Source organism: Kutzneria sp. CA-103260, from assembly GCF_018263855.1.
In the GTDB taxonomy this organism is placed as follows: domain Bacteria; phylum Actinomycetota; class Actinomycetes; order Mycobacteriales; family Pseudonocardiaceae; genus Kutzneria.
Genome location: NZ_CP073318.1, coordinates 10,783,529 through 10,804,808 on the forward strand (window position 1 = coordinate 10,783,529; position 21,280 = coordinate 10,804,808).

17 protein-coding genes are annotated in these 21,280 nt (G+C 69.7%); 10 read left to right on the top strand and 7 right to left on the bottom strand.

The features are described from left to right. Nucleotides 1-226 precede the first annotated feature (226 nt). Entirely contained in the window at nucleotides 227-1,423 is a 1,197-nt protein-coding gene (locus JJ691_RS48440) for a hypothetical protein (protein ID WP_211766100.1), read from the bottom strand. A 628-nt stretch (nucleotides 1,424-2,051) separates the two neighbouring features. On the opposite strand from JJ691_RS48440, the gene JJ691_RS48445 reads away from it, so the two are divergent. After that, nucleotides 2,052-8,015 (top strand): LamG-like jellyroll fold domain-containing protein, encoded by a 5,964-nt coding sequence (locus JJ691_RS48445; RefSeq protein WP_211766101.1) that lies wholly within the window; start codon nucleotides 2,052-2,054, stop codon nucleotides 8,013-8,015. A 92-nt stretch (nucleotides 8,016-8,107) separates the two neighbouring features. Here the strand turns inward: JJ691_RS48445 and JJ691_RS48450 are convergent, their stop codons facing one another. Both JJ691_RS48450 and JJ691_RS48455 read right to left on the bottom strand, forming a co-directional pair. Further along, on the bottom strand, nucleotides 8,108-10,630 hold the full coding sequence (locus JJ691_RS48450) for an ABC transporter permease (protein WP_211766102.1): 2,523 nt from the start codon (nucleotides 10,628-10,630) through the stop codon (nucleotides 8,108-8,110). Next, nucleotides 10,630-11,421, bottom strand: a complete 792-nt coding sequence (locus JJ691_RS48455; RefSeq protein WP_249227512.1) for an ABC transporter ATP-binding protein — start codon at nucleotides 11,419-11,421, stop codon at nucleotides 10,630-10,632. Before JJ691_RS48455 ends, JJ691_RS48450 begins: the two co-directional genes overlap by 1 nt. 234 nt (nucleotides 11,422-11,655) lie before the next feature. On the opposite strand from JJ691_RS48455, the gene JJ691_RS48460 reads away from it, so the two are divergent. Then, nucleotides 11,656-12,102, top strand: coding sequence for a hypothetical protein (locus JJ691_RS48460; protein WP_211766103.1), 447 nt, complete (start codon nucleotides 11,656-11,658; stop codon nucleotides 12,100-12,102). Here JJ691_RS48460 and JJ691_RS48465 read toward each other — a convergent pair. Beyond that, nucleotides 12,099-12,851: a DeoR/GlpR family DNA-binding transcription regulator gene (locus tag JJ691_RS48465; RefSeq protein WP_211766104.1), complete on the bottom strand. Its 753-nt coding sequence runs from the start codon at nucleotides 12,849-12,851 to the stop codon at nucleotides 12,099-12,101. The two genes, JJ691_RS48460 and JJ691_RS48465, sit on opposite strands and share 4 nt — an antisense overlap. Before the next feature lie 50 nt (nucleotides 12,852-12,901). Between JJ691_RS48465 and JJ691_RS48470 the strand changes: the two genes are divergently transcribed. From JJ691_RS48470 to JJ691_RS48480, 3 genes are read left to right on the top strand one after another with little or no spacing between them, the layout of a single operon-like run. Further along, nucleotides 12,902-13,261, top strand: coding sequence for a DUF4406 domain-containing protein (locus JJ691_RS48470; RefSeq protein WP_249227513.1), 360 nt, complete (start codon nucleotides 12,902-12,904; stop codon nucleotides 13,259-13,261). A gap of 57 nt (nucleotides 13,262-13,318) precedes the next feature. Continuing rightward, complete coding sequence (locus tag JJ691_RS48475) at nucleotides 13,319-13,933, top strand: ClpP family protease (RefSeq protein WP_211766105.1); 615 nt, start codon at nucleotides 13,319-13,321, stop codon at nucleotides 13,931-13,933. Then, complete coding sequence (locus JJ691_RS48480) at nucleotides 13,930-14,517, top strand: ClpP family protease (RefSeq protein ID WP_211766106.1); 588 nt, start codon at nucleotides 13,930-13,932, stop codon at nucleotides 14,515-14,517. The genes JJ691_RS48475 and JJ691_RS48480 overlap by 4 nt, the downstream gene beginning before the upstream one ends. A gap of 2 nt (nucleotides 14,518-14,519) precedes the next feature. Here the strand turns inward: JJ691_RS48480 and JJ691_RS48485 are convergent, their stop codons facing one another. Next, complete coding sequence (locus tag JJ691_RS48485; protein WP_211766107.1) at nucleotides 14,520-14,861, bottom strand: helix-turn-helix domain-containing protein; 342 nt, start codon at nucleotides 14,859-14,861, stop codon at nucleotides 14,520-14,522. Between the two features lie 110 nt (nucleotides 14,862-14,971). Between JJ691_RS48485 and JJ691_RS48490 the strand changes: the two genes are divergently transcribed. The 3 genes from JJ691_RS48490 to JJ691_RS48500 are packed head-to-tail and all read left to right on the top strand — an operon-like array spanning nucleotide 14,972 to nucleotide 17,467. Then, nucleotides 14,972-16,303 (top strand): carotenoid oxygenase family protein, encoded by a 1,332-nt coding sequence (locus tag JJ691_RS48490; RefSeq protein ID WP_211766108.1) that lies wholly within the window; start codon nucleotides 14,972-14,974, stop codon nucleotides 16,301-16,303. 9 nt (nucleotides 16,304-16,312) lie between these two features. Beyond that, a complete protein-coding gene (locus tag JJ691_RS48495) occupies nucleotides 16,313-16,735 on the top strand; it encodes an ester cyclase (protein ID WP_211766109.1) in 423 nt (140 codons plus the stop codon). Between the two features lie 21 nt (nucleotides 16,736-16,756). Then, nucleotides 16,757-17,467: a MerR family transcriptional regulator gene (locus tag JJ691_RS48500; protein WP_211766110.1), complete on the top strand. Its 711-nt coding sequence runs from the start codon at nucleotides 16,757-16,759 to the stop codon at nucleotides 17,465-17,467. A 31-nt stretch (nucleotides 17,468-17,498) separates the two neighbouring features. On the opposite strand, the gene JJ691_RS48505 is transcribed toward JJ691_RS48500, so the two are convergent. Then, complete coding sequence (locus JJ691_RS48505; protein ID WP_249227514.1) at nucleotides 17,499-18,098, bottom strand: TetR/AcrR family transcriptional regulator; 600 nt, start codon at nucleotides 18,096-18,098, stop codon at nucleotides 17,499-17,501. Between the two features lie 95 nt (nucleotides 18,099-18,193). Here JJ691_RS48505 and JJ691_RS48510 point away from each other — a divergent pair, with 95 nt between their 5' ends. Beyond that, a complete protein-coding gene (locus JJ691_RS48510) occupies nucleotides 18,194-19,324 on the top strand; it encodes a nucleotide disphospho-sugar-binding domain-containing protein (RefSeq protein ID WP_211766111.1) in 1,131 nt (376 codons plus the stop codon). Nucleotides 19,325-19,424: 100 nt separating this feature from the next. Then, nucleotides 19,425-20,435 (top strand): cytochrome P450, encoded by a 1,011-nt coding sequence (locus JJ691_RS48515; protein ID WP_211766112.1) that lies wholly within the window; start codon nucleotides 19,425-19,427, stop codon nucleotides 20,433-20,435. Here JJ691_RS48515 and JJ691_RS48520 read toward each other — a convergent pair. Next, a complete protein-coding gene (locus tag JJ691_RS48520; RefSeq protein WP_211766113.1) occupies nucleotides 20,395-21,267 on the bottom strand; it encodes an NmrA/HSCARG family protein in 873 nt (290 codons plus the stop codon). The two genes, JJ691_RS48515 and JJ691_RS48520, sit on opposite strands and share 41 nt — an antisense overlap. Nucleotides 21,268-21,280 lie beyond the last annotated feature (13 nt).

Below are 21,280 nucleotides of genomic sequence, written 5' to 3' on the forward strand. Positions count from 1 at the left end.
TACGTCTGGGCAGAGCACAACCGCGCACCACAGCACGACCCCCCTAGGTCAGGCAAGCTCGGCTTGCCTCTGCGTCACACGCCCCGTGACTCACGGGGGCGGCAGTCGAACGCTAATCGGATTTCACAGTCACCACACAGCGGCTGTTCGGACGCAAACGCCAGGAGCTGTTCGTCCCAACAGTCCAAGCAAGACGGACATACGATCCCGAAAGGGATCAAATCGTCTAGGGGGTGAACGACTCGTAGAACCCGGTCATATCGGCGACGACGTCGACGTTCCCGGTCTGGTTCCACAGGTCGACCGCGCCGTTGACCACGGGCACGATCACCGTGTTGGAGACGAGCTGTCCCGGCGTGAAGTTGATGTTCGAAGCGTTGGGGCGGTCCGGGTTGTTCGGGTCGTCCGGGTACACCGTGAGGAAACTCGTGGCGGTGGCGTTGGTGACCGTGAGGTGGAGCGCGACAGCGGACACGTCGGGCGGAAGGAAAGCCATGTCGAGCGGCACGGCCACGGTCTGGTTCGGGCCCAGCGGCGCCACCTTGCCCTGCGCGCCCGTGCCGTCACGAGTGTCGTACAGCGGGCTCGGAGGGATAGCGGTGAAGAGTCCGGCCCCGGCGGATGTGTAGTAGCCGACCAGGTCTGCGACCAGGTCGACGGTGCCGGCGGTGTTCCAGATGGAGAACTTCCTGCTGTTGACCGGAACCACGGTCAGATTGGCTATGGTCTGTCCGGCGGCGAAGTTCAGGTTCGACGTGGCCGGCCTCGGCGAGCCGGTGGCGTAGGCGGTCAGTGTGCTGGCCGCGGTGGCGTCGGTGGCAGTCAGGTTCAGCACGATCGAGGTCGCGTCCACCGGGACCGCCGGCACCGATACCGAGATGGTGGAGTTGGAGCCGACCGGCCCCGCCAGTCCGCCCCGGCCCGTGCCGTCGCGCGTGTCGAGCACCCGGGTCGGAGCGGTGGTCGTGAAGCCCGCTCCGTCGTCGCTCGACACGTAATAGCCCTCCAGATCGGCGAGGACGTCAGTGGTGCCGAAGTGGTTGAAGATTTCGACGTCGTCGTTTGTGAGGCCGACAGTGACCAGATTTGCCGTGGTCTGCCCGGCGGAGAAGTCCACACTGGACGCCGCGGGGCGGCTGAAGTCGTCCTGGTAGACAGTGAGGAATCCGTCCGCGGACGGCCCGACCGCGGTCACGTTGAGCACCACGGCAACCGTGTTGGCCGGCAGGTTCGCGATGTGGAAGGTCAGCTCACCACCGCTGCCCAACGGGGATGACACCCCGCCGGTGCCGTCGCGCGTGTCGAGCACCCGGGTCGGAGTCGGCGCGGCGATGTAGGTGCCTGGACCCCACGACACGACGTGGGCCTGTGCCGGCGCGGCAACGGTGGCCAGGCCGAGCGCCACGAGTGTGGCCAGGAGCAAGGGTCTCCGTCTTTTGGGTCGTGTCACTGGTAACCGTCCTTTGTGGAGGAAGACCTGCTGGAAGGTGAAGGATCGGCCACTTCGCCCCCGCCGGTCGGGCCGACGGGACGCAGTCAACCAGGTGGGGGGTGGGCGAACGCAAGTGTTCGGAAAAGTCCTGTTGATGTCGCTTGGTGTCAAAAATCCGTATCTGTGAGGCCGTTCGGCCTATCGAGGGGGCGTGGGTTGCGCCCGAACAGTCGCTGCGTGCGGTCCTGTCCCGACCTACGGTTCGATCTGACGCTCCGGGGCAGCCGGCGCGGGCAGTTCGGCGGCGACATCCGTGTCGCCGAAGGGGGAAGGGTTCGTTGCCATGGTTGGTGGCAGACGTGTGTCCAGAATCGGTTTGCTCGCAACGGCGAGCGCGATCAGCCTCACTGTCGGACTGGCGGTTGTTCCCACCGCCGCGGGCGCCCCGGCGACCAATGCGAGCAGTACGTCGAAACCCCTGAAGGCGTCCGGAGATCCGGTTACCAAGTCCCAGACCGCACAGCATCCCGCGGCCAAACCGGCCGCCACGAAACCGCAGGCGGCACAGCCCGAGGTGGCTCAGGCCCACGCCACCGGGAAACCGGTCACGGTCGACGCGATGACGACCGAGACCCAGCAGGTGGTGGCCGAGCCGAAAGGCTCCTTTCAGCTGACCGTAAACCCGGAACCGGTGCGCACCAAGCAGAACGGCAAGTGGGTTCCGGTCAGCACCGGCCTCCACCTGAACGCGCAGGGTGCCCTCGCTCCGTCGGCAACCGCATACGGCAGCGCCACGATCTCCAACGGTGGCAACGGTCCGCTCGTCTCCACGACATCGCACGGCACGACCTACACCGTGTCGTGGCCGACGCCGCTGCCCAAGCCCAAGGTTTCCGGGTCGGTGGCGACCTACGGCGAGGTCTTCCCCGGTGTGGACCTCCAGGTCGCCGCGACCACGACCGGTGGCTTCTCCGAGGTTCTGATCGTCAAGAACGCCGCCGCGGCGAAGAATCCGGCGCTGGCCAAGCTGCACCTGGCGACGTCGTTGTCCGGTGGGAAGCTCGCCGCCGGCACGGCCGACACCGTCACGGTCACCGGCGCCGACGAGAACGCCACGCTCACCGCGGCCGCGCCGATGATGTGGGACTCCAACACCACGGTCCCAAGGGGAAAACAGGCTCCACTGCCCGACCCGGCCGATTCGAACCACGCCGGCGTGCTCTCGCACATCGCCAAGGTGCACACGAACGCGTCGTCGTCCTCATTGGATCTGACGCCGGATCACCAGCTCCTCACCGCGTCCTCGACGGTGTTCCCGGTGTACATCGACCCGAGCTTCAACTGGCACTACGCCGATGCCAGCAACCCCGGCGTGTACCCCGGCACACCCGACTACGACGAGGTCAAGCAGGGGCCGCCCTGCAATGACGTCTCGTTGTTCGGCAACGCCGGCGCGGCCGGTGACTTCGGCGAGCTCGGTGTGGGCGTGAACCGCTGGCCGGACGAGGGCTGTCCGGGCATCGAACGCGCCTACTACCAGTGGAAAATCTCGGAGAATCTGTGGGGAGCGATCATCAACTCCGCCACGGTCGAGGCGACGAAGGTGTACTCCGCGGCCTGTGTCGCCACCAGCGTCAACCTCCGCTGGACCGGCGGGATCCACAACTACACCCGGTGGAACCACCGCCCGGACGACATCGCGTTGCTGGACACCAAGCCCGTCGGCGCGGCGTACAACCCGGACTTCTGCTCGAAGGCGACGTCGAGCTCGGTCGGTCTGGACGTCACCGGCCCGATCCGGCAGAACACTGGCGAGCACGACGGCACCTTCACCGTGCGGCTCTCGGATGACGACGACGAGGCGAACCGCGGCCCGCAACCCGGTTTCAGCCGGTTCTCGGACAACCCGCCGCTGGAGATCGAGTACAACTTCCCGCCCAACACACCGGATCCGTCGCAGATGTCGGTCCGCAACGGGAACGCCGTCGCCGCGTGCGCGACGGTCAAGCCGTACCCCTACGTCGGCAAGACGATCGACCAGAATCCGCCGATCCTCTACGCCAATGCCTCCGACCGCGACGGCGATCCGCTCCAGGTCACCTACCAGTACTGGGTCGACGGCACCAGTGACGTCCACACGGGATACAGCGCGGACGGGATACCGAGCAGCAGCAACGCCACGTTCGCTCTCCCGCCGGACTTCGTCGCCGGCCTGTCCAACGACCAACAGGTGGACTGGAAGGCGCAGGTGACCGACGGCGAGGCGACGAGCGGCTGGTCCCCGGTGTGCAGCTACATCGCCGAACCGACCGCGCCGCCACAGCCCGTCGTGTCGGTGGACGACACCTTCCGCACCAGCAATGTCGGTGGCGTCGCCAAGAACCCGACCGGGCGCTGGACATTCGCCGACGGCACCGGCGCCACCGCGGCAGACTCGGCGGGCAGCCACCCGATGACGCTGAACGGCGGCTCGGTCTGGGTGAAGGATCCGGCCCGTGGTAACACCCTCGCCTTCAACAACGTCAACGGCTACGCGGCCACCAGCGGCCCGGTGCTGGCCGACACCAGGACGTCCTACTCGGTGTCGGCCTGGGTGAAGCTGAACGGCACCGACGGCTTCTACACGGCGGTGAGTCAGGGTGGGACGAATGCGTCCGGTTTCTACCTGCAGTACTCGAAGGCGTTCAACGCGTGGGCGTTCGTGAGCCCCAGCAGCGACTCCGCCAACGCGGCCTCGTACCCTGCGTCCTACGGGGACAAGCCGCCGGTGCTGAACACGTGGACGAACCTCATCGGCGTCTTCGACACGACCGGCGGCGCCAACACCATGACGCTGTACATCAACGGCGTCGCCGCGAAGACCACCGCCAAGAATCCGACTCCGTGGCAGGCCGGCGGTCCGCTGTCGATCGGTGCCAGCAAGCTGACCGGTGGCGGTGTGACCAACTTCGTCAATGGATCCGTGTCCGACGTCCAGGTCTACAACCGGGCGCTCACCCCGGACGAGATCAAGGCCACCTCGACGGTGCAGTCCACCTACACCGGCACCGGAACCGCGGCCGACACCGGCAAATTCACCGTCTCAGGGCAGTCAGCCAACAGCAGCACGATCGCCTACAGCCTTGACCAGCCCCTGGCAACGGGTGGCATTCCCGCCTCGGCGCAGATCACGACGTTCACCGGTGGCGCCGCCGCTACGCCGGCCGGCCAATGGAAGCTCAGCGATGGGAGCGGAACCGCGGCCGCCGATGCCAGTGGTAGCAACCAGACCGCGACGCTGACCGGTGGTGCCTCGTGGGCCGACGGCGGGGCGCACGGCAAGGTCATGGGGCTTGACGGGAGTCCCGGCTACGCCGCCACCAACGGTCCCGTGCTGACCACATCCGGCTCGTATTCGGTCTCGGCCTGGGTGAACCTCGCCAGTACCGACGGCTTCTACACGGCGGTGAGTCAGGGTGGGACGAATGCGTCCGGTTTCTACCTGCAGTACTCGAAGGCGTTCAACGCGTGGGCGTTCGTGAGCCCCAGCAGCGACTCCGCCAACGCGGCCTCGTACCCGGCAGCGCGCGACTCGTCGCCGCCAACGCTCAACACGTGGACGAACCTGGTTGGCGTTTACGACGTGATCACGTCCACCATGAGCCTCTACGTCAACGGGAAGCTCGCTGGCACCGCCCCGAACCCGACGCCGTGGAACGCACCGGGCCCGTTGACGATCGGCGCGAGCAAGCTCAGCGGCGGATCGGCGAGCAACTTCTTCACCGGCCAGATCAGTGACGCACAGGTGTACGCCCGCGCGCTCAGCCCGACCGAAGCGGCCTCCATCTACGCCACCGTTTCGATCCCGATCCAGCCGAAGACCCCGGGGCCGCACACGCTGTACGCCTACGCCATCGATCCCGCCGGTGACCTGTCCGAGCAGCAGGCATTCCAGTTCCAGGCCCGTGGCGACGCCAATGTCCACTGTGGTGACTTCGCCGCCTGCCTGACCAACACCAAGTTCGGCAACACCGCGATCAGTGGTGGCGGCAAGGTCGGCGACGCCGACGGCGCCAACGGTTTTCTGGCCAGCGACCTGACCGACGCCGGCTGGAAGCCGGGACAGACGGTGAGCGTCAACGGCGGCACGTTCACCTTGCCCCAGTTCGGCAGCGGTGCGCCGGACAACATCCTGGCCGCCAACCAGACCGTCGACTACCAGGCGACCGCCCCCGGCACGGGCACCAGCTACCTGATGTTCCTTGCGACCGCGACCAAGGCCCAGTTCGGTGTCCCGGCTGTCTCGCCATCGGCGCCACAGGTGGCGGCGGCGCCGATTGCCCCGATGGGCGCCACGGTCGCCGGTACGTACTGCTTCTCCGGTGTGCAGATCGCGGCGCCGTGTGCCGGCACTGGGAGCATCGGGTTCGACGGCGCGAATCCACAGGCTTTCACACTGGAGGTGCCGGACTGGGTCACCGGGCCGACCTCGATGGCGGCGCTCACATTGCCCCACCAGAGCACACCGGGTGGCGTGGTCACCACTGCCAATCCGAAGATCTACACCCTGGCGGTCAAGGTCCCGGCCGGCGCCAAGATCACGTCGGTCACGCTGCCCGACATCGGCGTCAGCCCCGACGGCTCGGGTCAGACGCTGCACATCTTCGGTATGACGCTCCGCAACACGACTGACGCCGGCGGCGGTCAGACGTGGACCGGCTCGTGGGCCAGCCCGAGCGAAGGACAGTTCAATCTCCAGGGACACGGCTACTCGAACGAGACCTTCCGTGTCGTGGTGAAGCCGTCGCTGTCGGGCAACACGATGCGCATCAAACTCGACAACGCGCTCGGCGCCAACCAGCTCGTCATCGACAATGTCGCGGTCGCTCACGCGGCGTCGACTGTCACCTATTCGCCGAACGCGGTGGCGGGCAGCCCGCAGGCGCCGAAATTCGGTGGCAAACCTGTGAGTGCGAGCAATCCACTCCTGGTGCCTGCCGGCGGCATGACGTACAGCGATCCGCTGCCGTTCACTGTGACTGCGAACCAGAACTTGCTGGTCACTTTCCATCTGTCGAACTCGGTGCCGGCGCTGGTCGAACACACCTGGGCGAACACGGCGTGGGAGTACCTGGCGGCGGGGGACCAGACCACCAACCCTGGCGGGGCGTTCACCAGTACGAACGGCGCGTTCACGAACGTGCTCACCGGTCTGGACGTGACGACCAACGGGATCGGCACGACGGCTGTGCTCGGCGATGGCCTGATCGACGCCTGGCAGCCCAACGCCAGCGCCGGTTCGCAGAACGACGTCGCGGCCAACCTCACCGCCGCCGAACCGACCGCGCCCACGCCCTACGGCACGGTCAGCGCCGGGATCGAGTCGAACGAGATCCTCACCGACAACCCGCAGACCTTCAACGGCGGCGCGGTCGGCGGTCCTTCGGTGCTGTCCCGACTGGACCGCGATCTCCTGTCCGAACCGGGGCTGACGACCATCGTCGTCGACGAGGGTCTGGAGGACCTGCTCCACGGGCAGCAGCAGGGACCGCTGAACGACGCCTTCGACGCCCTGCTGAAGGTGCTGACCAAGTCGGGGATCACGGTCATCCAGTTCGGTCTGACCCCGTGTGTCGGCTATGCCGGTGGCGGTGGGGCCGTCAACGATCCGTGCACCAGTGACGTCGAGGCCAGGCGGGCCGGCGCACCGGACACGAACGACTCCCACGGCGTCAACGACCATCTCAGCGGCGTGCAGCTGGCCCGCTACTACTACATCGACCCCGACAGCCGGATCGGCGTGCCCGACAGCGACGGGAAGGTGGCGCTGAAGCCCGGGGTGAGCATCGGGGACAACGCGAATCTCAGCGATGTCGGCTATGCGGCCCTCACGATGGCCTACACCGGCCCCGCAGACACCTGGAAGCTCGACGACGGCACGGCCGATCCCGGCAACCCGTTGATCAGCGATGGCGCCGACCACACCGGGCCCTGGTATCCGCAGGACGACGCCGGCGACCCACCTCCTGTCCACAACGGGACGCTTACCGGCGCGACCACCTGGGCCAACGACGCCGACCGCGGCACGGTCCTCCAACTGGACGGTTCCACGACCCAGGTGGCGACGGCGGAGCCGGTCCTGAACACCGCCGGCAGCTTCAGCGTCTCCGCGTGGGTCAAGTTCAATGGCGGCGACCATGACGCCGACATCGTCAGCCAGGACGGCAGCCAGAACTCCGCGTTCGCGTTGCAGTACGACGCCGACGACGATCGGTGGGCGTTCACGATGAACACCAGTGACGCCGCCGGGTCCACCCAGGTGAAGGCCAAGTCGTCGGTCTTTGTGACCCCCGGGACCTGGACCCAGCTGACCGGCACGTACAACGCGTCGACCGGAGCGCTGGCGCTTTACGTCAACGGCTCTCTCGCCGGCACGGCCCAGGACACCACGCCGTTCGCGGCCAACGGGGTGCTCGCGATCGGTCGTGGGCTCGCCGGCGGTACGAACACGGCGTTCTTCCCGGGCCAGCTCAGCAACGTCCAGACCTGGAGCTATGTGCTGACCCCGGCACAGGTCCTGGCCCTGGGCAAACAGCTGAGTTGATGAACGCTGAGGGCCCCGATCCGTTGCTGCGGATCGGGGCCCTCTGCTGTTGAGGCACCCACGGAAATCCCGGGCTGCTCACCTGACGCGCGTCACTCGACCGAGGCTGCGGCCTCGGCGGGGCGGGGGCGAAGGGCGACCCAGGCGGGGGCCAGGGTGGCGACGAAGGTCAGCACGACGGCCGCGACGACCACCCAGAGCAGGATCTGCACCGGGCCCGACGGCAGCAGCGAACCGGCGATCGTGATGCTGAACGGGATCAGCGTGGTCAGCGACACCAGCGCGCCGAGCACGATGCCGATGACGGCGACGAAGACGCTCTCCACGCCCATCATCCGCATCACCTGCCACTTGGTCGAGCCAGTGAGCCGTTGCAGGCCGAACTCCTTGCGCCGCCGCGCGGTGGCCATCACCAGGGTGTTGGCCACCGAGATCGCGGTGTAGGCGACGATCACGGCGATCAGCAGGTAGCTGGTCCAGGACTGGGTGGAGTCGTCCGAGGACGCGCCCCTGAGCAGAGCGGCGGCGCTGGTGGCCCGCACACCGGGGTTCTGCGCGGCCAAGGCGGTCAGCGCGGCGGTCGGGTCCGCACCGGGGGCGGCCTTGACCAGGATCTGGGTCGGCAGGCCGAGCGCGGTGTGCGTGGCGAGCAGGCTGGCGGGCAGGTAGAAGGTCTCGAAGCCGCGCTTGCCGGTCACGAGAGCCACCACCCGCAGGTCGGCCAGCGAATTGTCGCCCAGCCGCATGGTGATCGTGTCGCCGAGCTGGATGTGCATGTCGGCGGCGGGGCCGTCGGGCACCGCGACGGTGTTGCCGCTCAGGTCGGCCAGCGCGCCCTGGGTCACCGGCACGTCCAAGGTCTGCGCGGCGCCACTGGCGTCGATGCCGCGCAGTGCCCACGGCGTCTCCTGATCGGAGTGGTCCTTCGGTTTGGTCACCCAGCCGCCGCTGTCGACCAGCGCCGAGGCGGCCGCCACCCCGGGCACCGCACGGACCTTGTCGGCCAGGCCGGGCGGCAGGCCGATGGAGGAGTCCAGCACGACGTCGGCACGCAGGTTCGCGGTGTAGACCTGTTGGATGGCGGCGCCCTGCGTGGTCTGCTGGTACAGGTTGGCCAGCGCGATGCCGGTGGCCAGCATGATCGGGGTGATCGCGGCGGCCAGCCTGATCACCCTGGCCCTGGCGTTGAGCGTGGCCAGGTAGCCGGCCACCCCGGTGACCAGCCGCAGCGGGCCCTGCAACACCGAGACGAGGAACCTGGTGATGCCGGGGGCCAGCAGCGCCAGCCCGATGGCCCACACCAGTGAGGTCGGGCCGGCGGTCGCGGAGGCGACCGGGCCGACCATCACGGTGACGGTGATGATCGGCAACGCGATGCCCATCGCGATGAACACCAGGGCCAGCGCCAGCCGCAGCGGGCTGAGCCATCGGGTGGGCAGCGCCGCCTCGGCCAGCGCCTCGGTCGGCCGCGTGCTCGCGGCCTTCCAGGCGACCACCATCGCGGCGCTGAACGCGGTGAGCAGGGCGGTCCCGACCCCGGCCACGTCGGGAATCCAGCCCTGGTGGAACTGCACGACGTCGGGGGCGACGCCGTGCGCCACGAACTGGTCGAACAGCCATTGACCGAGGAACAGCCCGGGGGCGACGCCCAGTGCGGTGGCCAGCGTGGCGACCACCATCGACTCACCGATGACCATCTGGCGGACCTGCCGTGGGGTGGTGCCGATCGCGCGCAGCAACGCCATCTCCCGCAACCGCTGTTGCACGGTGAGCCCCAGGGTCGAGGCCACCACGAACAGCGCGATCACGATCGCCATGCCGCCGAAGACCCCGGCCGTGACGATCAGGTTCTCGCTGCTGGCCGCCGCCTCCGGGAACTCGGCGACCCCGCGGTCGCCACCGGTCAGCGCGACGGCCGACTTCACGGGCAGCACCGCGCTGATTCGCTCGCCGAGATCGTCGGCGTCGGTGCCGGGCGCGGCCAGCACGCCGAACTCGTCCACCTTGCCCGGGTGGCCGTAGAGCCGCTGGGCCTGGGCGTCGGCGAAGAACAACGCCGGCCTGCTGCCGGCGTCGACGATGCCGGACACCTGATAGCCGCGGGCGGCGCCGTTCACGGCGACCTGGACCTGGCTGCCGACCGTGGCCCCCGCCAGCTTCGCGACGGTCGAGTCCAGCACGATCTGGTCGGCACCGGACGGCGCCGAGCCCGCGTTCAGCTTGTAGGGCCGCAGCTGCGCGGAATCCCAGCTGTGGCCCTGTGAAACGGCCGTGCCGGTGACCGGCTGGTTGTCACGCAGCACCGCGGCCGGGAACGACACGTCGGCCACCACCCCGGCGACCCCGAGCACGGACTTGAGCTTGCTCTGCAGCGCCGAGTCCACCCGGACCCGCTCCGGGAAGTTGGTCGAACTGTCACCGACGGAGTAGGTCTGGTTGCCCGCCACCACCACCTCGGCCGCGGCCAGCCGCTGCGGCGGCACATCGGTGCGGATGCCGGTCTCCAGCAGGCCGCCACAGGCGATCACGATGGCCGCGCCGAAGAACACCGCGACGAAGGTCGCCACGAAGCCGCCGATGCGGAAGCGCAGGGTCTGCAAAGCCAAGTCGAACATCAGCGGACGCTCCCGCCCGCGAGCTTGGCCTGCCGGGCCGCCTCGGCCCAGGCGCCGAGCCTGGTCATCCGTTCGGCGACGGCGTCGGCGGTCGGCCCGACCAACTCGTCGACGAACTGGCCGTCCGCGAGGAAGGCGACCCGGTCGGCGAAGGAGGCCGCGACCGGATCATGGGTCACCATCACCACGGTCTGCCCGTCGGCGCGCACCGATTCACGCAGCAGCCCGAGCACTTCGCGGGCCGTGGTGGTGTCCAGCGCGCCGGTCGGCTCGTCACCGAAGATCACCGCCGGTCGGGTCACCAGGGCCCGCGCGATCGCCACCCGCTGCTGCTGGCCGCCGGAGAGCTCACCGGGCCGATGGTCCTTGCGTTCACTGAGGCCGACGCGGGCGATCACGTGGTCCACCAGGCGTTGATCGGGCTGGCGACCGGCCAGCTTCAGCGGTAGCGTCACGTTCTGCCACACCGTCAGCGCGGGCAGCAGGTTGAACTGCTGGAAGATGAAGCCGATCCGGTCCCGGCGCAACGTGGTCAGCCTGGTCTCGCTCATGCCGCTGAGCTCCTGGCCGTCGAGCACCACCGAGCCCGAGGTCGGCACGTCCAGGCCGGCGGCGCAGTGCAGGAAGGTGCTCTTGCCGGAGCCCGACGGGCCCATCACGGCCGTGAAGGTGCCTTGCTGGAAGGCGACCGTGACGCCCGCGAGCGCGACGACGGCGTTGCCGCCCTTGCCGTAGACCTTGCGCACCGAGTCCAACGCGACGGCACAGCCGCGACTGTCAGGATTGCTCACTTCGTCCCCCAGATGGGCCGCCGCTCAGCCCGCCTGGCGCGAACCTCGGTATGAGGCTATGAAGCCGACCTGGTCGGCCCAATGGTGTTGAACAGTGCCTTCGGAGTGGGTTTAGCCCTACCCGTGACCTGCCCACGGGGATCTTCGACGGAAGTGCCGGTGGAAATACCGTTGTCCGGTATCCGTAGAGTGGGCGGTCGATACGGTTTTGACTGGTTCAGGGGGGAAGACCTGATGCGTTCGGTGGTGCTCGCGGTCGTGCTCGGTGGAGTGCTGGCGACGGCGGCGTGTGGGGGGTCGCCGGAGGCGAAGTCGTGCACGCCCGAGCAGGGGGCGGTGACGGCGGCGGAGGCGGCGAAGACGACGGCGGACGCCGATCTCAAGGCGGCGGACGACAAGGTGGCCAAGGCGCAGGCCGACCAGGCGACGGCGGACGCGGCGATGACCAAGGCCAACGCGGACGCGGATGCGGCGCAGGCGGCGGCCGGGGGTGACGCGGCGTCGGCGGCGAAGGCTGCGCAGGCGATGGCCGACGCGGCGCAGGCGATCGCCAAGTCGGCGGACGCGATCTCGGTGGTGAAGGCGGCCCAGGAGGACCAGGCCAAGGTCAAGGCCAAGGCGGACGACGCGGCCAAGGCGGTGGCCGACGCCAAGCAGAAGGTGGACGCCTGCAAGGGCTAACTGGCGTGAAGCACCGTGACATCGTCGTTCTGTAGCCGGCGCACCACGGGGTGATCGGCGGGGACGTCGGTGATGATGCCGGCGACCTCCCGCGCGGCGAGCACGCGATAGCGGGAGGCGGTGCCGATCTTCTCGGCGCTGGCCAGCACGTAGGTGTCGGCGGCGCGGGCGGCGAGGGCCCGTTTCATGGCGGCCTCCTCGGCGTCGCCGGTGGTGAGCCCCTCGTCGGGGTGCACGCCGGTGACGCCGAGCAGGAAGAGGTCGGCGGACACGGACTGGGCGGCCTCGACGGTGGCGGCGCCGCAGGTGACAGCGGAGTGCCGGAACAGGCGGCCGCCGAGCAGGAAGACGTCGACGGCGGGGCGGTCGAGCAGGGCGCAGGCGATGGTGGGGCTGTGGGTGATGACCATGCACTCCTGGTCCAGGGCCTGCACTACCGCCAGCGCGGTGGTGCCGCCGTCGATCAGCACGGTCATGCCGGGTTCGATCAACGATCGTGCACGTTTCGCCACGAGCTGCTTGCTGTCCAGGGCCACGGTCTGTCGGGTGGCGTAGTCGGCGACGGCCGGCGAGACGGGCAGGGCGCCGCCGTACACCCGTTGGCACAGGCCAACTGATGCGAGTTCGCGCAGGTCACGGCGGATGGTGTCCTCGGATATGGCGAGTTCGGCGGCGATGTCCTTGGCGACCACCTTGCCCTGGGCGGCGAGCTGCGCCAGCAGAAGCTCATGACGTTCCGCAACCAGCATCTGCACACTCCTTCCTGTTCTTCCGTGATTATGCACGGTACGCTCCCGGTATGGCGAGACCGATGATGATCCTGATCGCCGGCCCCTACCGTTCGGGCACCGGCGACGACCCCGAGTTGATGGCCCGCAACCTGGCCCGGCTGGAGGAAGCCGCGTGGCCGGTCTTCCGCGCCGGCCACGTGCCGATGATCGGGGAGTGGGTGGCGCTGCCGGTGCTGCGCGGCTCCGAGGCCGAGGGCGTGCACGCCGACCAGGTGCTGTACCCGACCGCGGAACGGCTGCTCCAACACTGCGACGCGGTGTTGCGGCTGCCGGGCGACTCCAACGGCGCGGACCAGGACGTGAGGATCGCGCGGGAACGGGGCATCCCGGTGTACCACGACGTCGCGGAGCTTCCTGCCGTGAGCTGATCTGCTGACAGCAGCGTGGCGGCCGGAAACCGCCCCGGAGGCGGCATCGTCGACCGCATGGCGAACGACGAGAAGCAGCCGATGTTCGATCACCGGCTCCGAGAACGGTTCTACAGCCAACGGGTGCTGGTGCTGGACGGCGTCCTCGACGACGACAACGGCACGGTGCTGGCCACCCAGCTGCTCGCGCTGGCGAGCGAGGATCCGCGCAAGGACATCGCGTTGTGGATCCACTCCCCGGGCGGGTCGGTGCCGTCGATGCTGGCGATCCGGGACGTGATGCGGCTGGTGCCGTGCGACGTGGCGACGCTGGCGTTGGGGCTGGCGTGCAGCGCGGGCCAGTTCCTGCTGTCGGCGGGCACGCGGGGCAAGCGGTTCGCGCTGCCGCACGCCAGGATCCTGATGCACCAGGGTTCGGCGGGCATCGGGGGCTCGGCGGTGGAGGTGGAGGTGCAGGCCGACGACCTGCGCTACACCCGGGACACGGTGCTGGGCATCGTCGCCGAGGACACGGGTCAGCCGATGGACCGGATCTTCGAGGACTCCCGCCACGACCACTGGTTCACCGCCGACGAGGCCCGCGAGTACGGCTTCATCGACCACATCGTCGACGACCTGGGACAGATCGTGCCGGTGCGCTCGCACGCGCTGGGACTGGGGGCGAGCGCATGAGCACCTACACCATTCCCAACGTGATCACGCGGGTCGCCGGCGGCGAGCGGATCATGGACGTCTACTCGCACCTGCTCTCCGAGCGCATCGTCTACCTGGGCACGGGCATCGACGCCGGGGTGGCCAACGCGCTGATCGCCCAGCTGCTGTTCCTGGACGCGGAGAACCCGGAGCAGGAGATCAGCCTCTACATCAACTCCGAGGGCGGCGACCCGTCGGCGATGCTCGCGGTCTACGACACGATGTGCTTCGTGCAGGCCCCGGTGTCGACGCTGTGCGTGGGCCAGGCGGTGGCGACCGGCGCGGTGCTGCTGGCCGCCGGCGCCCCCGGCCGTCGCTACGTGCTGCCGCACACCCGGGTGGTGCTGCACCAGCCGGCGGCGCAGGGCCGCGGCACGATCCCGGACCTGATCCTCCAGGCGGACGAGGTGATCCGGGTGCGCACGCAGCTGGAGCGCATCCTGTCCAAGCACACCGGCCACGAGATCGAGCAGCTGCGCCACGACACGGACCGGGACCGCGTGTTCGACGCGGCCGGGGCGGTGGCCTACGGCCTGGCCGACCGCGTGATCGAGAAGCGGTGACCTCAGGCGGCCAGCAGCACCGGGCCGGTGGGACGGCGACGGACGGCGGGACCCCGGCCCAGGCCGCGTAGCCGCCGGACGTCGCCGGCGATCTCGACCAGCAGGTGGGCCAGGTCGACGCCGAGCGCGCCGGTGACGGCGGCGATCATCTCGCTGGACGGCTCCTTGCGGCCGCGCTCGATCTCCGACAGGTACTGCGGCGAGATGCCGGCCCGCTCGGCGATGTCGACGAGCCGTTCCCCCTGTTCCTCACGGGCGGTGCGCAGGCTGCGGCCCAGCAGCTCGCGCCACAGCGGCTCCGGCTCGGGGCCGTGAGTCCGGTGGAACTGAAGGATGTCCGCCATGCGGCCATGGTCGCACCGGTCCCGGCGACGCCGGCAGCGGTTCAGCTGATGGCGGACATAGGCAAGAACTACCGACGCGGGCCGGGGCTCCCAACCGTGACGCTGGGGCCATGGCAGAACCGCCCTACCTCACCGGCCACTTCGCGCCGACCCCCGAGGAACACACCGCGTTCGAGTTGACCGTGCACGGCACGCTGCCGTCCGACCTGAACGGCCGCTACTTCCGCAACGGCCACAACCCCAAGCCCGGCGTGACGCCCACACACTGGTTCCGGGGCGCGGGCATGCTGCACGGCATCCGCCTGGCCAACGGGAAAGCCGAGTGGTACCGCAACCGGTGGGTGAAAACGCCGTTCCTGGACGGGGTTCCGTTCACCGGCACCGAACTCGAGGTCAGCGCGGCCGCCACCAGCATCATCTTCCACGGCGGCCGCTACCTGGCGCTGCAGGAGGCCAACCTGCCGTGGGAGGTGACGGGGGAGCTCGACACCGTCGGGCCGTTCGACTTCGGCGGCAAACTGACCAGCGCGATGACCGCCCACCCGAAGGTCGATCCGCACACCGGCGAGCTGCACTTCTTCTCGTACGGCCTGATCGCGCCCTACCTCGTCTACCACGTGGCCGACGCCTCGGGTGAGCTCACCCGCAGCACGGTGATCGACGGCGCGGGCCCTTCTTTGATGCACGACTTCGCGATCACCCGCGAGCACGCCGTGTTCATCTGCCCGCCGGTCGTCTTCGACGAGGCCGAGCGGTCCGGCATCCCGTACCGCTGGCACGACGACGCCCCGTTCCGCATCGGCGTGCTGCCCCGGCACCGGCCGGACGCGACCGTCACCTGGTTCGACATCGACGACCCGGCGACCATCCTGCACGTCGCCAACTCCTACCTGGACTCGCTGGGCCGCGTCGTGCTGGAGAGCCCGCGCTTCGACCGGGCCGCCTGGGAGACGTCGTGGAAGTGGTGGGTCGGCGCGCCCGGCTACGGCGACACCCCCGGCGTGGGCAGCACCTTCCACCGCTGGATCCTCGATCCGTTGAGCGGCAAGGTCGTCGAGGAGCCGCTGGACGACCTGGTCACCGAATTCCCGGCGATCAACGACGACCACACCGGCTCGCCCAACCGCTACAGCTACGCCGTCGGCTTCCCCGGCTCCGGGCTGAGCGGCTATCACACCGTCAAGTTCGACAGCACCACCGGCGAGCGCCGGCTGCACGCCCACGGCCCCGGGCGCATGCCCGGCGAGGCCGTGTTCGCCTCAGCCACCGGCGCGACCCGCGAGGACGACGGCTACCTGCTGACCATCGTCAGCGACGTCCTGACCGACACGTCCCAGCTGCTCGTGCTGGACGCCGCCGACCTCACCACCGTGGCCGCCGTCGACCTGCCCCAGCGGGTCCCGGCCGGCATTCACGGGCACTGGATTCCCGACCACGACTAGGAGATTGCCATGCTGCTCGACGACTGGATCGCCATCTGGAACGGCGACTACACCTCGGTTTCCCGGGCCATCGCCCCCGACTTCACCGTGCACGCCGCCCTGATGGACGGCGGCTCCGTGGACGGACCGGACGGCCTCGTCGAATGGATCAAGCAGACCCGCGCGCCGTTCAGCGAACTGGAGTTCGCCGTCGAGGTCGGGCCGATCGAGGACGGCCAGTACATAGTGGTCCGCTGGCTGGCCACCGGCGTCTACGGCGGCGGCTTCCCCGGCGCGACCGCCCCCGCCGGCGCCCCGATCAGCTTCACCGGCACCGACATCCTGCGCGTGCACGACGGCCTGATCGCCGAGTACTGGATCAACTCCGACGTCCACGTGCTGCTGGGCCAGCTCGGCGTCGTGGTTGACTCAGTCCCGACGGCACAGTCGTGACTTGGTGAGGAGCAGTCAGTCGTGGGGTGGAGCACCAGCCAGCTCGCCGAACTCGCCGGCACCACCGTGCGGGCGGTTCGGCACTACCACGACGTCGGCCTGCTGGCCGAGCCCGAGCGCCGCGCCAACGGCTACAAGAGCTACGGCGTCGCGCACCTGGTGCGGGTGCTGCGGATCAAGCGGCTGATCGGGCTCGGGCTCTCGCTCGCGCAGATCGCCGACCTCGGGGACGCCGACGAGCACCCCAAGGAGGCGCTGCGGGTGCTCGACGGCGAGCTGGCCGCCACCATCGAGCGGCTGCGGCGCATCCGAGCCGAACTCGCCGTCATCCTGAGCCAGGCCGTCCCCACCGACCTGCCGCCCCGGCTGGCCGACCTGATCGGCGGCACCGACCTGACCGCCGCCGACCGCTCCATGGTCGTCGTGATGGCCCAGGTCTTCCCGCCCAAGGTGGCCGAGGCCATCGCCGAGCGGATGCGCGCCGGCGCCGGCGATCCGGTGACCGCCGACTTCGACAACCTGCCCCCCGACGCCGACGAGCAGACCCGGATCGACGTGGCCGAGCGGATGAAGGCCTTTGTCGCCAAGCTCTTCGCCGACATGCCGATGGACGCCGAGACCTGGGCCGATGCCCCGCACGGGCCCCGCTTCATGCAGCGGGCCGTGGACCACGCCACCCTCGATCTCTACAACCCGGCCCAGATCGACGTGATCCGCCGCTGCGGCAACTAGCGACCGGGCACGCGGTTCGAGCTGGTCGTGATCACGTCGCGCGGACCAGGGGGACCACGACCTCGTCGACGATCTCGATGATGGTCTTGTCGATGGCGGCCTCGTCTTCGAGGTGCGGGAGCTGGCCGAGGAAGTGGTCGCGCATGAGAGCGGGGCCGACCGAGGCGACGCGGGGGGTGAGGGCGCCGGGGCGGACTTCGCCGCGGGCGGCGGCGCGGCGGAGCAGGTCGAGCATCAGCTTGTTGCGGCGCTCGATGAAGCGCTCATGGTGGCGCCGCACGGCTTCGCCGTCGGCGTTGATCTCGGCGATGACCGAACGCAGGGCGACGCCGAGCGGGCTGCGCAGGGCGGCGGCCATGGCCCGCAGGGCGGCGAGCAGGTCGTCGCGCAGGACGCCGGTGTCGGGCAGGTCGTCGACGGTGGGGAAGGCGTGCAGCACGGCGTCCATCATCAGCTCGGCCCGGCCGGGCCAGCGCCGGTACAGCGACGCCTTGCTGGTGCGGGCCCGCTCGGCGATGCGCTCCATGGTCAGCCGCTGGTAGCCGACCTCGGTCATCTCCGCCAGCGCCGCCGTGAAGATCGCCTGGTTGAGCTCGTCGCCGCGCCGTCGCGGCCCCTTGCGGTGATCCACGCCACCAATCCGTTCGCTTAGAGTCCGTTGCGTTCTCTAACGTACGTGCCTACCCTGTGGATAGAAAACGATTCGTTCTCTATGGGGGAGTCATCGTGCGTGTTCTCGTAGTTTCGGCCCCCGGTGTGGGGCATGTCTTCCCGATGGTGCCGTTGACCTGGGCGTTGCGCGCGGCCGGACACGAGGTCCTGGTCGCCACGTCGAGTGACGCGCTGGCGGTGGCCGACGCCGGCCTGCCGGTGGTCGACGTGCTGCCCGGCGTGGACATCCGGGAGCAGTTCGCCAAGATCCGGGAGGAGCACCCGGAGCGGTTCGCGGCGATGGCCAACCGCCGCCTGACCGACATCCGTGAGATGGGCGAGTTCCTGCCGGTGCTGAGCCGGCCGCTGCTGCCCGGTGTGCTGGCGGCGGCCGAGCGGTTCCGGCCGGACGTGATCCTCCAGGGCGCGCTGGGCGGCGTCGGCCTGATCGCCGCGGCCAAGCTGGGCGTGCCGTGGGTGGGCCACGGCTTCGGCTTCGTGCGCGCCGACGGCGTGCCGGAGCTGTTCCGTGAGCACATGGCCGCCGAGTTCGAGCAGCACGGCGTCGAGCTGCCGGAACGCCGTGCGTACGTCGATGTGGCGCCGCCGAGCATGCTCGCGGGCCAGCCGGAGGGCTGGTCGATGCGGTACGTGCCGTACAACGGCGGTGGGGTCGAGCCGTCGTGGCTGGGCCAGGTCGGCGACCGGCCGCGGGTCGCGGTCACGCTGGGCACGGTCGCGCCGCAGATGAACGGACTCGGTCCGGTCGAGCGGGTCATCGCGGCCGCGCCGGAGGTGGACGCGGACTTCGTGCTGGCCCTGGGCGACAAGGTGGACCTGGATGGCCTCGGCACCCTGCCGCCGAACGTCCGCGCGGCCGGCTGGGTGCCGCTGAACTCCTTGCTGGCCACCAGTTCCCTGCTCATCCACCACGGCGGCGCCGGCACCGCGATGACGCCGCTGGCGATGGGCGTGCCGCAGCTGGTCGCGCCCAGCGGCGCGGACCGCTACATCAACGCGACCGCGGTGCACGACCACGGTGTCGGGCTCCAGGTCGAGGAGTCGGAGCTGGACGCGCGGGTGATCGGCCAGCTGCTCGACGAGGAGAAGTTCCGCGTCAACGCGGCCGAGGTCGCCGCCGAGATCGCGACCATGCCGTCGCCGGCCGACATCGCCACCCGGATGGCCGAGTTCGTTCGGGAGTGAACCGATCGGCCGTGGTGTTCGTGTCATCGACACTTGACGCGAACGGCACGGGGGTGCGCGGGGAATGTGTGAGCGGCCGACAGTCGGGGGACCACGGGTCGTGCCGACGATGACGCACAGCGGCGCGAAAGTGTGGCTGGTGACCGGATATCGGGACGTGCGGGCCGGACTGTCCGACCCGCGGCTGAGTCGGGACACCCGGGCCGCCGCGTACGTGATCGACGGCGGCGGCATCGACGGCCAGGCGCTGCGGGCGCTGCCCCTGGAGTTGGCGGATCCGTTGCTGCGCACCGAATCCGCCAACCGACTGCGCCGCCTCGCGGCCGCGGTGTTCACCCCGGAACGGGTCGAGCGCCTGCGGCCGCGGATCACCGAACTGGCCGGGCGACTGCTCGCGCCGCTGCGTCACCAGCGGTCGGTGGACCTCGTCGCCGAGGTCGCCCGGCCGCTGCCGACCCTGCTCACGTGCGGCCTGCTCGGACTGCCGGTGGAGGACAAGGTCTGTTCGTGGACGGAGATTCTGCTCGCCGTCCACGAACAGGCCGGCTCGTCGCTGTCGCGCCACCTCAGGGCCGTCGCCGACAGCGATCTCGTGGCGGCGCTGGCCGCCGCCGAGACCACCGCCGACGAGTTGCTGAACCTGGTGGCGATGTTGGTGGTCGGCGGCGCGGAGGTCGCCGGCGGATTCGTCGCCAACGCCATGTCGGCGCTGCTGGACAGCCCGCACCGGGTGGCGCTGGCCCGCAACGCGCCGACCATGCTGCCGGATCTGGTCGCGGATCTGGTCGGGAGCAGCGATCCCTTGCACGTCGGCGCTTTCCGCTGCACCACCGCGCCGATTCGGTTGGGCGACACGGTGATTCCGGCCGGCGAGGTCGTGATGCTCGCCGGCGCCGAGTGCCCGTCGGATCGACGTGACATCGGCACCGTCGGGCACGGCATGCAGTACCGGATCGGCGCGCTGCTCGGCCGGGTGTTGGCCGAAACCGTGCTGGAGCGACTGATCGGGGAGTTCCCGCGGCTGCGGCTGGCGGTGCCGGCGGGGCAGATTCCCTGGCAGTTCACCCGGCTCAGCCGGGCAGTGGAGAGCCTGCCAGTCGAGGTGCGTTGAGCCGGGCCCAGTCGGCGAAGCTGTGCCACCCGATCTCGGGGTGGTCGGCGCGCAACCGGGTGATGTCGACGTCCATGCCGACCCGGTCGAAATAGTCGAACATGGCGGCCAGATCGGTGGAGTAGCGGGCGACGTCCTCGACGTTCGCGGCGTCGTACTGGATGTCGCGCCCGACGACCGCGCCGAGGGCTCGGGCCATCTCCCGGCCCGTGCGCTCGTCGGACGCGATGTCGACCCGGCGGCCGCGGAACTCGTCCCGGCGGCCGATCACCAGCGCCGCGAACGCGCCGATGTCCGCCGCCGCGATCAGCTTGAGCGGCGTGCCCGGCGACAGCGGCAGCGAGAACCGGCCCTGCTTGAGCGACCGGATCGCCCAGCCGCCGGCGATGTTGTCCATGAACGCCGCCGGGGCGATGACCGTCCAGTCCTCGGACACGTCGGCCAGATGCCGCTCCACCACCCATTTGCTGTCGAAGTGCGGGATTCCCGTGCCGCGGTCGGCGTTCGTCGCCGAGGTGTACACGATGTGCCCCACGCCGGCGCGCACCGCCGCGTCGACCGCGTCCACGCCGTGCCGGATCTCGGTGTCCAGATCCGTGCCGAACGGCGTCGTGACCAGGAAGACCGCGTCCGCGCCGTCGAACGCCCGGTCCAGCGACTCCGGCTGGTCGAAGTCGGCGGCGACCACCTCCGCCCCCGGCAGGTCGACCGCCTCGGGTCGTCTGGTCAGGGCCCGCACTCGATGCCCGGCTTCGAGCAGCGCGCGGGCCGTCGCCCCGCCCTGCGTGCCCGACGCTCCGGTGACGGCGACTGTCAGTCGGTAAGGTTCCATGCGCAAAGCTTGA

What these genes read in the sequence shown, in the direction of transcription:
- JJ691_RS48475 (WP_211766105.1), top strand. Translation starts at nt 13,319, where the DNA reads ATGGCGAACGACGAGAAGCAGCCGATGTTCGATCACCGGCTCCGAGAA.
- JJ691_RS48465 (WP_211766104.1), bottom strand. Translation starts at nt 12,851, where the DNA reads ATGCTGGTTGCGGAACGTCATGAGCTTCTGCTGGCGCAGCTCGCCGCC.
- JJ691_RS48450 (WP_211766102.1), bottom strand. Translation starts at nt 10,630, where the DNA reads ATGTTCGACTTGGCTTTGCAGACCCTGCGCTTCCGCATCGGCGGCTTC.
- JJ691_RS48495 (WP_211766109.1), top strand. Translation starts at nt 16,313, where the DNA reads ATGCTGCTCGACGACTGGATCGCCATCTGGAACGGCGACTACACCTCG.
- JJ691_RS48445 (WP_211766101.1), top strand. Translation starts at nt 2,052, where the DNA reads ATGACGACCGAGACCCAGCAGGTGGTGGCCGAGCCGAAAGGCTCCTTT.
- JJ691_RS48480 (WP_211766106.1), top strand. Translation starts at nt 13,930, where the DNA reads ATGAGCACCTACACCATTCCCAACGTGATCACGCGGGTCGCCGGCGGC.
- JJ691_RS48460 (WP_211766103.1), top strand. Translation starts at nt 11,656, where the DNA reads ATGCGTTCGGTGGTGCTCGCGGTCGTGCTCGGTGGAGTGCTGGCGACG.
- JJ691_RS48470 (WP_249227513.1), top strand. Translation starts at nt 12,902, where the DNA reads ATGGCGAGACCGATGATGATCCTGATCGCCGGCCCCTACCGTTCGGGC.
- JJ691_RS48490 (WP_211766108.1), top strand. Translation starts at nt 14,972, where the DNA reads ATGGCAGAACCGCCCTACCTCACCGGCCACTTCGCGCCGACCCCCGAG.
- JJ691_RS48520 (WP_211766113.1), bottom strand. Translation starts at nt 21,267, where the DNA reads ATGGAACCTTACCGACTGACAGTCGCCGTCACCGGAGCGTCGGGCACG.
- JJ691_RS48485 (WP_211766107.1), bottom strand. Translation starts at nt 14,861, where the DNA reads ATGGCGGACATCCTTCAGTTCCACCGGACTCACGGCCCCGAGCCGGAG.